Raw genomic sequence first — 13,314 nt, forward strand, 5'->3', positions numbered from 1 at the left:
TTCCTGTTTCATATTTTAGTTAAATTAAATTTGAGAAATTCTATCGTTTTTAAGGCCGATTGAATAGTTTTGGTCGTTGCATCATGTCTATGAGAATGAGATGAATTAGACTTACACTATTATGAATGATTATCACTTTGGACAATTTACTACTGAGCATCTTGAACTCATCCAAGAGGGGCTTAACTTATTTAATACAGGTCATTACTGGATGTGTCATGAGGTCGTTGAGGACCTTTGGATGGATGCCATAGGAGACAATGCGCGTTATGTGTATTGGGTTGTGATTCAACTGGCAACTGCTCTTTACCACCATGAAGATGACAATCTTAATGGAGCGAGTGGGATGGTCAATAAGGCCAAAGGTAAAATTGACTTCATTGAAAAAAATCATGTGGAGTCGGATATAATGGATAGATACTTAGACTGGCAGAATTTGAAAAGTATTGTGAAGTCCATTCCGGCAAAACCGACTTTAAGAGACTTTTCAAAATTAAAAACTTTTAAATTCCCAGTTCAAAATTAATGGAGTCAAAATGATTGGAAAACTTCCATATTTCTTTTTTCGTTCAATGAATATTCTTAAGTCAGATAAGAAAATTATCTTAATCGCTCTTTGTCCGGTTTTAATTGGTTTTATTCTTTATTACTCATTAGGACACTATGCCTTTAGTGAAGTCTCAACATGGGGACATGGTTATATCAATGAGAAGTATCCAGATCAGGGGTGGGTTAGCACTGTCTTTTCTGGAGTTTTAATTATTCTTCTAGGAGTCATTATCAACTGGACATTTTTTATTGTGGTCTCAGTTATTGCCTCTCCTTTTAATGATATGCTTAGTTCACGAGTTGAGATGATTTACAAATTACAAAAAGAAACAAGTGATACACTTGCCCAGACATTAAAGAGGCTACCAAGTATCCTCATGAATGAACTTAAAAAGATTGGTGTGATTGTTGTTCTATCAATTATCAATATTGGTATTGGGTTTTTCTTCCCGCCTATTACATTTGTTCTAGGTGGACTAATTCTTGCGATTTCATTTATTGATTATTCTTGGTCAAGAAATAACCTAACTTTTTCAGAATGTGTAGGGGATGTAAAATCAGGCTTTCTTCCTTATTTACTAGGGGGAGTTGCTTTTATGATTCTTATTTCAATACCTTTACTAAATCTATTCTTTCTTCCACTTGCTGTTGTTTTCTTTACAGTAATTTATTGTGAATTAAGAGTTAAGGAAAGGGCTCCAAGTGAAGAAGTTCCTACTCAGGGTTAAAGGTGATGAAGCTGAAATCGCTTCAATCCTACCCGTAGTAAATGCCATTCTTAAAGAGCATGAGGACAATCAGGTTGCAATTGTTTATACCGATGCAACTCGAATTGATGACTTTTGGTTACCTGAAAGATGTTGGGCCTATTCGATTTCAAAGAAAGAAACGGAGTCAATGTTTGCGGCACATAAGTTTGCAGCAAACCTACACGAAGTTTTTAATACTGATTACTATATTGATTATGTGAATGATATGTATTCCGCAGTTCTTGGGCTAGCTTTTAGAGCAAATGTGAAGATCGGTTTACAAGGTGGACCAAAAAGTTTCTTTTATCAAGTATCTTTACCAGAGTATAGTGGAGAGTACTTAGATGAAAAGAAAGTTAGTGCTTTAAAGGCAGTGGAAGGGAACTTCAAATATGCGAATATTGACCATGCCTTCACTCATAAGAAAATCTCAAATATATTTATCAATTATCCACATAAGTATGATGTTGAATTTGTAGAAAGGATGAACTTTCTAGCGGAATGTTTACCGACTTTGAAACTTCATGGTTATATTCCAAGTGAAGCAGTAGAGAGTTATGATGGGGTAAAGGTAAGTAAAAGAATAAGTTTATTTAGTGAATCTTCAAATATTCTCCGTCGTCGTATTGATGAGTTTGATGTTGTTATAACAAAGTCGCTAGCAACCGCACAAATGGGCCGTAACCGTGGCCAGGTCGTCTTCTTAGTAGGTGATGAAGAGCTGACTATTCCTGAATGGAAGCATATGCCTGAGACAATTGGTCGTCTTTGTTTTAGTGGAGAAACGCTTTTAGCATACGGAATTAGCGAGTTAATTCAGCTAAAAACTTTTCCAGATTTAGAAGACTATATAGTTAATTATCAGTCACTTAGACTCGTTCCATAGCTCTAAAAAAGACTTGTTTGCGAGGCCGGCATAATATTGCTAAAATATTTCTATGGTGGCCGCAAAAGATCTCACATTTGCACCTTTTGAAATCGTTCCAGTGGAAGTGGACGATATCAAGTCATTGGCCAGGATCTATGTTGATTGCTTTTGGGAAAATTACAAAGGCATTCTCTCTAAAGATTATCTCTACTCATTGAAGTATTCAGATGTACAACATGGATGGGAAAGAAAAATTCCTCGCAGGCCCACTGAAGGTGGAACTCTCGTCTTTCACGCACCAGATGGTGATGTGGTTGGCTTTATCGATTATGGGCCAGCTCGTGAACATGAGCACGGTATACCTGGTGAAATCTACGATTTTTATATTTTAAAAAAGTATCAGAAGTCCGGTATGGGACAAAAGCTATTTGAAGCAGCAATTAAAGACTTTAAAAATCGAGGATATGATTGTTTTTATCTTTGTACTTTTAAGGATAATCCTTCAAAAGGATTCTTTACTAAAAATGGAGGAAGAGTGTTAAAAGAATCTCCATTTGAGTTTAATGGAGAAATCTATCAAGAAGAATATTTTTATTTTGAGATATAAAAAAGGCCCTTGTTGAAAGGGCCTTACTTTTTTTATGATTTGAATTGTTCGATTTGTTCTTTAAGTGAGTTTAGTTTTTCTTCAAAGTCACTTGCTTTTTGTCTTACTTCAACAACAACTTCTTCAGGCGCGTTTGCCATGAATTTTTCGTTATTAAGTTTTTTTCCAATCTTATCAAACTCTCTTTGAGTTTTATCAAAGTCTTTCTCTAAGCGCTTAATTTGTGCATCAAGATCAATCACGCCATCAAGTTTTAAGAAGATATCAGTGTGAGTCGTTGCCTTCATGATACACTTCTTAGGGTTCTCACTAGACTTTGCTGCAATTGCTACATCTTTTGCACGAGCTAGATCTTGCATACCTGCCATATTATCCGCAAAGTAAGAAGATGCTTCTTCATCGTCAGTTAGAAGAACTACCTCAACTTCATCCTTAGGTTTGATATTTACTGATTGCCTTAGGAAGCGAATTCCTGAAACAACTTCAATAAATTTATTCATCTTAACTTGCTCACTTGGGTAGTTAAGAGCAGCATCATACTCAGGGTAGTCTGCTGAGATTAATAGGTCTTCACTATCTTCTTTTAAGTAACCCCAAAGCTCTTCTGTAATGAAAGGAGTTATTGGGTGGAGAAGGGCCGTGATTTTTCTAAAACAATATTTAAGAACTGTTGCTCTTTGTACTTTAGATGCTTCGTCTTCACCGTTAAGAGTATTCTTTGAAAGTTCGATAAACCAAGAACAGAACTTATCGTAAACAAAAGAGTAAACTTCAGAACAAGCATCATCGTAGCGGAAAGCATCGAGGGACTCATTGACAACTTTTGTTGCATCGTTAAGCTCCGATAGAATCCATTTCTCTTGATCATCAAGGTTAGTTGGAAGTTCTTTTTGAGCAAGATCTAAGAATGGAGAGATGAAACGGAAAGCGTTCCAAATCTTATTAATGAAGTTTCTGTAACCTGCAATTCTTTCTGGGTCGAGGTTGATGGCACGGTTGTAACCAGAACCAGCAGCAAGAGTAAAGCGGAAAGCATCTGCTCCGTATTGCTCAACCATCTCAAGTGGATCAATTCCGTTACCTAGAGATTTACTCATTTTGCGACCTAGTTTATCTCTAACGATTGCGTGGATATAAACCTTATCGAATGGAACTTGGTTAGAAAACTTAGTTCCCATCATCATCATTCTAGCAACCCAGAAGAAGATAATATCAAAACCAGTGATTAAAACTGAAGTTGGATAGAACTTATCAAAACCGCGCTCTTCCATTCTTTGCTCATTTGGCCAACCAAGTGTCGACATTGGCCATAGACCTGAAGAGAACCATGTATCAAGAACGTCTGGATCTTGTGTGTAATCTTTTGCACTACACTTTGGACATGATTCAGGCTCAAGAGCTTCATCGGCCCATTGGTGTTCACATGAAGTACATGTGAATACTGGAATTCTGTGTCCCCATAAAAGTTGACGAGAAACACACCAGTTCTTTGGCTCGCGAAGCCAAGCAAAGTAAGTATTCTCCCATCCTTTTGGATAGAAACGAGTTGTATCATCTTCCACTTTTGCAACAGCTTCAGCTGCCATATCGTGAACATTTACAAACCATTGCTTTGAGATCATTGGTTCAATAACAACACCTGATCTCTCACCGTGACCAACTTGGTGCACGTGCTTTTCTTCTTTAACGAATAGTTCAAGCTCTTTAAGCTTTTCAATAACACCCTTACGAGCTTTCTTGCAAGGTAGGCCTTGCCACTCAAGACCGTGCTCATTTAGAGTTCCATCTAGATTAAGGATATTGATGATTTCAAGATTATGTCTCTTTCCAATTTCAAAGTCATTGAAGTCGTGACCTGGAGTAACTTTTAGGCAACCAGTTCCTTTTTCAATATCAACGTGTTCGTCACCAACAATTGGAACTTCACGGTTACAAAGTGGAACGATTGCTTTCTTACCAATTAGGTGAGCAAATCTTTCATCGTTTGGATTAACTGCAACGGCCGTATCACCAAGAAGTGTCTCAGGTCTAGTTGTTGCAACTTCTAATTTAATATCACTATCTTTAACAGAGTAGAGGATATGGTAGAAGGCACCATTAACTTCTTTGTGATCAACTTCTGCATCTGAGATTGCCGATTGAAGTTTTGGGTCCCAGTTAACAATATAGTCCGATTGGTAAATTAGACCTTCATTATAAAGAGTTACGAAAGCGCGTCGAACGGCCTCGTTTGCTTCAGGATCCATCGTGAACATTGAGTAATCCCAATCACAACTTGCACCCATTACTCTTTGTTGGTTAGCGATGACACCACCATATTGTTCTTTCCACTCCCAGATCTTCTTTAGAAAATCTTCACGAGAGTAGTCGTGCTTAGTTTTCTTTTCTTCATTCCAAATTAGCTCTTCAACTTTTGATTGAGTTGCAATACCTGCGTGATCCATTCCTGGAAGGAATAAGGTTTCATAACCTTTCATTCTTTTAAAACGAATAAGGGCATCTTGAGTTGTGATATCAAGTGCGTGACCTGCGTGAAGAATTCCTGTGACGTTTGGAGGTGGCATGATGACGCAAAAAGACTCACCAGTCTTTCCTGCTTTAGGAGTAAAATACTTTTCATTTTCCCATTTCTGGTACCACTTCTTTTCTACATCATTAGAGCTATATGTTTTAGGTAGCTCATCGAAATTTTTTGTCACAATTTCTTCCTTTTTTCGATTTAACTAATTGAAATTATATATCATAGGATACACGTTATTTCTTTTAAAAATAGATGGGTAAATAGTTGAAATCCCCAAAAAGTACACGCCACCTTTAACCTTACTCCCAGTTTTCGACGGGCTCTGGCAGCTCTTGAGGGGCCTTGTAATCAGGGTCTTTGTCGGGCGCGTTATTAAAGAGAAGCTTATCAACTTGTCTTCTGGCCTTGATCAGATCAATGTCATTTATCGAGATATAAGAGATATCATTATCTTTTTTGTAAGTCGCGGCCGTAATGCTTAAATTACGATTTAGCGAGTTGAGAATTTCTAGGTTTGTCTTTAATAGTGTTACATTACGAACAGAGTTTGGCTTTCTTAGCGTATCAATCCAATATTGTAGATAGCTGATTCGGTTCATGAAGGCCTTTAACTCTGGTGAAACTTTTAAATCTCTATTCTTAATATAGGCGTTGTACTCTCTTAAATTTCTATTTGTTAATAACTCACCAATATCTTTTAAAATCTTCGCAGATATTGTTTTTGAAAATGGTAGATTAACTTCGATGGATTTAATATTCTGATCAAGCTCGTTGTAGAGTGCTTGAGAGATATTTACGTGTTCATACTGCTTATTTAACTTTGTATTTAAGATGGAATTTAAAATCATTAGCTCGATAAAATCATTATCAAGTGGTGAGGTCAGATTCTTACTAAGGCCTATAATATATTCTTGGTTTATCTTACTATTGAGATAAAGCTCTGTTACTAAATTCTTAAGCATCGGACTAAGGCTTGGTGAAAACTTTAGCTCTTGTTGTGTTGGTTCAGATGCAAAAATTTTGAATGTGATAAGTAATATGATTAGTAATCTCATAGTTTTGACTTAATCTCTTTATTGATACTAAATTTCCCTTCTTTATTCTTTAATAAGTAGATCTTGTCCTTATAAGGAACTAAGATTGATTTATTATGAAGAACAATATTTGAAATATAGTTCAAATCAGTTCTTTGGTAGAGCTTCTTATCTTCTAGGTTGAAAGAGACAATCTCTCTTTGATTAAAGAGGTTAGAGTTCTCACTTTTTAACGTCAGAATAAAAAATAGCTCATTATTTAAAATATTTAAATTAAAGGCCGGTCCAGATTGCGTGTTAATGAGTGGAGTTCTTTTCGTAAAATCAACCCTTCCTTTTTCTAACTCTGTTAAATCCATATATGGATTTTGACCACCAGATGACTCAAGGATAAATACTTTCTTGTCGGAACTGGCGAGGCTGACAACCTTATTCGCCTTATCAAACTGATGAAGAAGATATTTCTTCTTAGAACGATTATTAAAGATATTAAGATTGATTTTGAATTCTAGACTCTTATCTGTGTAATAGATGAGACTATCATCAAAAATTTCTACTTCACTCTGGTGAAGTATGTCTTTTGTTACTAGTGGAATTGAGAAGCGATCGAGATTGTTCTTTATATTTACGACCTGAAGAAATAGCTTACTTTCGTCTTCTTTTGTGTAAGAGATATAATTACTTTTATGATGGAATTTGGGGTAGCTACCTTTTCCAACGAAGTCTAATTGATTCTTTTTGATATGATAAAAATATATTTCTGATTCAGAGATGTATGAAAAGTCTTTGTAGTGTCCACCTTTAACGCTAATAATATAGAGATCATCAGATACCTTGATGACATCAAATTCGCTATCAGTCTTCTTTTCTAAAACTGTGTTGGCGCGATTCTTTGCTGAGTAGGCTATTGCATTCTTTCCTTTTAAGTAGAAAGTAATCCCATTTAAATCGTCATATTTTAGATTGTGAACATTTTGTCTCGTGGATAATTCAAGTAGTGCTGATTTTGAAAGCACGCTTGTCGCAAGAAGAGATGAAATAATGATCTTTGTAAATTTAGTAAAGGCCATATAACTCCCAATTCTTCAAAGGGCTCAATGTTGAGTACCTAGAAAGAGCTGTAAAGGCATTCGCCCACAATACGGAACGAGGAGAATTAATATCATCCATGGCACTTCTAAAGCTTAAATAAGTATTGTTATTAATCTCTTTATATCCATCAATAATAAATGGCATTGGTGTACAAATTCCGATCTTTCTTAGTTGGTAATGAGAAGGGTAGATATCCTCTGCACATCCTTGGCCGTGAATAATTCCATTCTTTTTGTTATCTAAAAAGAATTTTAAAGAAGTCAGTGAATTAATTTCTTGTTCTTTAATATTCAAAACAGAAAGAATTCTGCTGTGAATATCAGCATCAGAAGAGTTGTACTTTGTCTTGAAGTAGTCAAAGGCAAGAGAGCCCTCACTCCAGATCTCAAGTGCCTTACGGTTATCAATCATCACATTGTATTTACAACTCTCTGATCGACAGGCCAGCTCTTGAGGAACTATCCAGCACCCTGCCTTATATTTTAATCGAAGTGGATTAAATTGTTTTTTAGAAACTTGTTCACACTTGATTCGGGTTGAGACAATTTTAGTTTGGAATAGCGCATTTGCTACAACCATATTTAAAGCATTGTAATTCTCTTTTGAATTTCCAGGAATAAAAGGTAAGCACTTTTTCCCATTGTTAGAACTATAACAAATACGAAGTGGCCACTTATCTTCTTCATCTGACTCTAGGTATAGGCCATAGATCTTCTCATAAGATGGGAATACGCAATCTTTGCTCTTAATGTCATTAGTTGCAAAATGCTTAATCACTCGTGAACCGTTTACGATAGCATAATTACCAATATTTCTTGGGCAGTCATTGAAGTTGTTCTTTAGTCTTGAGATTTTTAATGTTTCAGAAATCTCATGACAGCTAGGCATAGGGTAAAGTACTGATCCTGTTGCTGGCCCCTGAGTCATACAACGATTTGGTTCTTTTCGTAAAAGTGAAATACATTTTAGATAATCTAGGTCCTTCAAATTATCTTCTTCAGAACTCTTTGCTAGAATATTACGGCAGCGGACTTCAATGTAATCAGGAGACTTTTGTTTATTTATAATTAGTGACCAAAAATCTTGCTTAGAATAGTTTTTACAAAATAACTCTTCACGACTTAAGTTACTGCAAAAATTCTTAAAGTATAAAATGTCTCTGTCGTTAATCTCATCAGTATAGGTCTTAGATTGTCGTCTTAGGGAGTTGATATAGCTTCGCTCTGAAATACTAAGGGAATTATCTCTTAGCTTTTGTGAGAGATTGTCTGCTAACTCAATTGTGTAGGGGGCACTACAGATATGATCAAGATTGATATTGCTCTTTAAATCCTTATATTGATCAAGACACTGAGTTTGATTCCTCGGAAATTTAGGAGTTAGTTTTTTGAATGTATCTTTCAAGAGTCCTTTTTCAAATAGGCGAGACTGCTTAAATGAGAGTCGACAATTGCTCTTATAATAATGTGCTAAGAAGGCATCAATTGGAACGAGGGCCGTTGAAGTCGAGCTTCCTGATGTAATCGTTGTTTCAACATTTAAAAGAGGTCGATTATTGATTCGAATAAGTCGATTTTTTAACAGGGTATATATTGAGCACTTATTCACATGAAATAATTCAGTATAGTCTTGTTCACTATAAAGAATGATTGCATTTAATTGCCTCTTTGATAACTCAATGCTTTCTTCATCTTTAAAATTTTGTCTAAAAGTTACCTTGTCACTTGGTGGATTGAGGATTTTCTCATTCACTTCATTTTGAAAAGAATTTAACTTTTCTTCAAATGTTTCTAATAGACTGGTTTGATTTTCTTGAGTAGTTTGGGCGAGTATTTGATTTTGAAAAAAGCTAGGCCCAGCTAGAACTGAGCCTAGTATAATTGATTTAATCGATAGTTTTTGCAAGGATTGAAGCAACGTCTTCAATCTCAAGGTTTTCTGTACCTGTTTTTTCGCTAATTCCACCCTTAAAGTTTATCATACAGAAAGAGCAGGCCGTAGCTAATTTATCAACTTTCTTTTCACCTACATGCTCAAGGCGTCCAGCAGCTAAATCAGTACCAGCTTCAACTTCGTACCACATATTTCCACCGCCCATTCCGCAGCATAGGGCAGTATCTTCTTTCTTATCCATTTCTTTGATCTCAACACCTGCTGCCTGAAGAATTTCTCTAGGAGCATTGTATTCACCGTGGTGACGACCTAGGTAACATGGATCGTGGAAAGTAAGATTTTCTTCGACTTTCTTTTCTGGCTTTAATTTTCCAGAACGTAGTAGGTCTGCAAGAAGTTCAGTGTGGTGAACTGTTGTAAAGTCACCATCATCAAATTTAGCGTATTCCTTACCAATTGTATGAAGACAGTGTGGACAGTGTGTTACAACTTTATCAAAGTCGTATTGTCTCATATTAGCAATATTCTCAATCGCAATTTCAAAGAATGAGTACTCATCTCCAAAACGTCTGATTGGGTCACCATTACATTTTTCAGTTTTCCCCATAACAGCAAATGAAACACCTGCTTTCTTTAGAAGCTTAACCGTATCTTGAACAACTTTCTGGTTAGAAGCATCGTATGAACCTGCACAACCAACGTAGTAAAGGTAATCAACTTTCTTGCCTGCTTCAATTACAGGAACATCAAGGCCGTCTGCCCATTTGAAACGATCATCTTGAGAGATACCCCAAGGGTTTCCGTTAATTTGAACTTTTTGAACTGCTGTTGCTGCATCCGCTGGAATTTCACCAAGAGTAAGAGTCTTGTATCTCTTAGCACCCATAATGATATCAACGTGCTCAATATTTGCAGGACACTCTTCCATACAAGCACCACATGTCGTACATGAGTCCAGCTCGATTGAAGAGTAAGTTGTATTTTCCCAGAAGTCTGCGTCAGTTTCACCCTTGGCCGCTGTTTTAAAAGCAAGGTCACGAGCTTTTGTAATGATCTTCTTAGGATCTAGAGGTCTCTCCGCAAGATTTGCAGGACATACTTGTGTACAACGTCCACACTCAACACATGCAAGAAGGTCTAGTTTGTTCTTAAGAGTAAGCTCTGAGATTTTACCAAGTCCAAAAGTTTCAGCTGTCTCATCTTCAAAATTCATTGGCTCAAGAACTGCACCACGTCTTGGTGGAGTAACTAGTGCAGCAAACGGAAGTACGAAGATATGTGAGAATTTTGTTGTTCCACATGCAGCAACAAATAACATTGTATTTGCCATGTGAACCATCCACATTCCACGGTAAGTGTATGCCCAAGTTTGTTCTGAAAGTGGGATTGCTGAAAAAATTGTCGCAAGGAACCAACCAACTGGAGACCATGTTGCTTCACCAACTGGCATTCCTGTTCCCATAATTCTAACACCTTCAATTAGGTATCCAAGAACAACAAGACAGATTAGCATAGCGTACATAAATAATTCTTGCTTTGGTCTCGTTGCTTGTAGGTAATCAGGCTTATCAATATATCTTCTTTTGTATGCAAGTCCGATACCTGCAAGAACCATAAGTCCTGCCATATCAGCTAGGAAAGAGATAACGATATAAACAGGTCCTTTATAAATTTTAAAAGGAGTATCAGCGTGAATGGCAACTAGGTCCGTGGCAATCCAAAGGATAACAAATCCCCAAAAGATTAGGCCGTGAAAAATTGCAACATTTCTAAAACGTGGAACTTTACCTGTTAGAAGCATTGTCTTAAAGAATGCTCCCCAGTTTAGTTTCTCTGGTAGAAGGTCTTTTAGGCCTTTGATGGCATCAACACCTTTCTTTCCAGTGATAAATTGAATTTTTTGATACAGGCCTTTGAACATAACAAAGACTGCTGCAAAAAATAGGATGTACATGACAACCTTAAACGAGAATGGAATATTCCAAAATATTTCTCGCGTGGCAGCATCAAGAGTTTGATTCATTTCTTCCCTCGCTTACTTTTTAAACGTGAATATTAATTTTAATAATTTCAATCTTATATATATGATAATATATCATAAGAATCCCTATTTAATGAGTCGGAAATTATGATGTACGATAAAAAAAACTTAATATTTTTATTACTTCTCGGAATATTTTTTTCATGTTCAAGAGTTAATACGATTAACTTAAAGAAACATTCGTTTAATAACTATCCACAAAATCTAATTTTTATTCAAATACCCGGTTTAAGCGAAGAGCACATGGGTTATTTGCATTTTAAAAACCTAAATTATACGGCCAAGACTGAGTTAGAAAATTTCGCGTGCTTTGGAAAAATGTGGTCATATAATATGATGACAATTACTCCAAGTGTTGAGGACCAACTGCTGGCCCAAGTTAATGGTTACGGTTTGGCTAACCAAACATGTGATAAATACCAAAGAAAGAGCCTTTGGGATGTGTTTGTTAATTCTGGATATAGTAACTCGGTCATCTACCGAGGGAAGGCGCCGAACTTAGGAAAGATAAATAAGTGTAATGCAAACTTTTATCAAAATACTCGTTTATTCATTTCTGGAGCAAAAACTGTAAATGAAGCAAAGTCTTTTCACTTTCAAAAGTCAGGAGATTACAAGGTTGGTGAAATTTACAAAGACCAATCTTGTCGCGGTAATAAGTGTTTCTCAAATACGATGAATCTCTTTGAACATATCTTTGATTCAATGAGTGATTCAAATCGTCGCTTTGTAAATATTGTTGATTACGATCTTTATGAAATTTTAAAAAGACAGGATGCAAAAGAATTTGCGAAATATATGTCATACCTAAATAACTTCTTAGTTCAGGTAAGAAAGAAGGTTAGTGCAACAAATGACTACTTGATTGTTGTAAGCTCAGTATCTCCAAAAGCTATTGATTGGCGCAGGGTTAATAAGAAGTGGAAGTCGATTCCAATTGCTTCAAATAAGAAATCACAACTGATGTCTCCTGTTTGGGCCGATGGTGCACTTGCTGAAAATTTTTGTGGGATCTATCTTGAGTCGGACTTAAACGGCCGCTTCTTCTGGAGATCAGAAGAAACGACTCTTCCGTTTTAGTGTAGATTTAAAATACTAGATACTTCTTCTTTTGTGATCAGGTATGCTGTTTTACAGTAATCACACTTCGTTTCAATTGAAGCATCATTATGAAATACATCAGCAAAACCACTAGAGCGTACAACTCCTGCTACTCCTGTGACCATGCGGTCTCTTGAGCAGTTACATTTAAATTTAATTTCTGTTGATTTCAGGAAATCAAAATCGAGTGCTTCAAAAGCTTTTTGAATTTCATTATCTTCATTTAGAGCTTGTTTGAAAATATTATCGAAGTTCTCTTTGTTTTGCTTGATATAATCTTTTAAGCTTACAGACTCAACGACCTCTTCTTTATCAACATTTACTTCAGGAAGCTTTGTGACAAGCATAACCTGGTCACTGTCATCACTGATAATAACTTGAGACTTCATCTGATAAGATTTATCAAAGAAGTCATTCATAAGCTCTTTGATAGAGCGATTATCAACATTGATAATACTCGAATATGGAGTCTTGCTATATGGGAATTGTTTTGCTGTTCTAAGCTTGCCACTAATTTTTTCTGGCACGGCCGGAAGATCTTCTGGAAGAATTAGCGTTCTAAAAAAACCGGCCTGATTCATCTCTAGTTTAAAGCGAAAGTAAGGATTCTCTGAATCAATGAAGATTCCCATATTTTCTTGAGGCTTTAAAAAATTAATTATAGGAAGAATTGAAAGAGTACAATCTCTAAAGAATCCAAAACCCTGATTGTTGACACTGTGAATAAGTGCTAGATCATGGATAACTTTTTGACCTTCTAGAAAAGAAATTGCGAAGGTTTTCTCTTTATTAATGAAGTTGAATAGACGGCTTTCTTTAATCACAGTAAAATTCTCCTTGTAGGCGCTTTTGTATATAT

Annotated in this window: 11 protein-coding genes; 5 read left to right on the forward strand and 6 right to left on the reverse strand. The window is 36.1% G+C overall.

Annotated features, from left to right (window positions below; translation table 11 throughout):
- The first annotated feature begins 121 nt into the window (after positions 1–121).
- Genes ABMA78_RS06165 through ABMA78_RS06180 form a run of 4 tightly spaced genes read left to right on the forward strand, consistent with a single transcriptional unit; the run spans position 122 to position 2,773 of the window.
- Positions 122–526, forward strand: a complete 405-nt coding sequence (locus ABMA78_RS06165; RefSeq protein ID WP_392858063.1) for a DUF309 domain-containing protein — start codon at positions 122–124, stop codon at positions 524–526.
- Between the two features lie 10 nt (positions 527–536).
- The gene (locus tag ABMA78_RS06170) at positions 537–1,277 is read left to right on the forward strand and encodes an EI24 domain-containing protein (RefSeq protein ID WP_392858064.1); all 741 of its coding nucleotides are present in this window, start codon (positions 537–539) and stop codon (positions 1,275–1,277) included.
- Positions 1,252–2,184: a hypothetical protein gene (locus tag ABMA78_RS06175; RefSeq protein WP_392858066.1), complete on the forward strand. Its 933-nt coding sequence runs from the start codon at positions 1,252–1,254 to the stop codon at positions 2,182–2,184. Before ABMA78_RS06170 ends, ABMA78_RS06175 begins: the two co-directional genes overlap by 26 nt.
- A 52-nt stretch (positions 2,185–2,236) precedes the next feature.
- Positions 2,237–2,773: a GNAT family N-acetyltransferase gene (locus ABMA78_RS06180; protein ID WP_392858067.1), complete on the forward strand. Its 537-nt coding sequence runs from the start codon at positions 2,237–2,239 to the stop codon at positions 2,771–2,773.
- A 32-nt stretch (positions 2,774–2,805) separates the two neighbouring features.
- On the opposite strand, the gene ABMA78_RS06185 is transcribed toward ABMA78_RS06180, so the two are convergent.
- The 5 genes from ABMA78_RS06185 to ABMA78_RS06205 all read right to left on the reverse strand — a co-directional run bounded on the left by ABMA78_RS06185 (position 2,806) and on the right by ABMA78_RS06205 (position 11,336).
- Positions 2,806–5,472, reverse strand: a complete 2,667-nt coding sequence (locus ABMA78_RS06185; protein WP_392858070.1) for a valine--tRNA ligase — start codon at positions 5,470–5,472, stop codon at positions 2,806–2,808.
- A gap of 121 nt (positions 5,473–5,593) precedes the next feature.
- Entirely contained in the window at positions 5,594–6,349 is a 756-nt protein-coding gene (locus ABMA78_RS06190) for a hypothetical protein (RefSeq protein ID WP_392858071.1), read from the reverse strand.
- The gene (locus tag ABMA78_RS06195; RefSeq protein ID WP_392858073.1) at positions 6,346–7,398 is read right to left on the reverse strand and encodes a hypothetical protein; all 1,053 of its coding nucleotides are present in this window, start codon (positions 7,396–7,398) and stop codon (positions 6,346–6,348) included. The genes ABMA78_RS06190 and ABMA78_RS06195 overlap by 4 nt, the downstream gene beginning before the upstream one ends.
- Positions 7,385–9,172: a hypothetical protein gene (locus ABMA78_RS06200; RefSeq protein ID WP_392858074.1), complete on the reverse strand. Its 1,788-nt coding sequence runs from the start codon at positions 9,170–9,172 to the stop codon at positions 7,385–7,387. Before ABMA78_RS06200 ends, ABMA78_RS06195 begins: the two co-directional genes overlap by 14 nt.
- Before the next feature lie 133 nt (positions 9,173–9,305).
- Positions 9,306–11,336 (reverse strand): (Fe-S)-binding protein, encoded by a 2,031-nt coding sequence (locus ABMA78_RS06205; protein WP_392858076.1) that lies wholly within the window; start codon positions 11,334–11,336, stop codon positions 9,306–9,308.
- 261 nt (positions 11,337–11,597) lie between these two features.
- Here ABMA78_RS06205 and ABMA78_RS06210 point away from each other — a divergent pair, with 261 nt between their 5' ends.
- Entirely contained in the window at positions 11,598–12,434 is an 837-nt protein-coding gene (locus ABMA78_RS06210) for a hypothetical protein (protein WP_392858077.1), read from the forward strand.
- Here ABMA78_RS06210 and ABMA78_RS06215 read toward each other — a convergent pair.
- Complete coding sequence (locus ABMA78_RS06215; RefSeq protein WP_392858079.1) at positions 12,431–13,279, reverse strand: Hsp33 family molecular chaperone HslO; 849 nt, start codon at positions 13,277–13,279, stop codon at positions 12,431–12,433. The genes ABMA78_RS06210 and ABMA78_RS06215 overlap by 4 nt on opposite strands.
- Between the last annotated feature and the right edge of the window lie 35 nt (positions 13,280–13,314).

It is taken from the genome of Halobacteriovorax sp. RZ-2, from assembly GCF_043196685.1.
In the GTDB taxonomy this organism is placed as follows: domain Bacteria; phylum Bdellovibrionota; class Bacteriovoracia; order Bacteriovoracales; family Bacteriovoracaceae; genus Halobacteriovorax_A.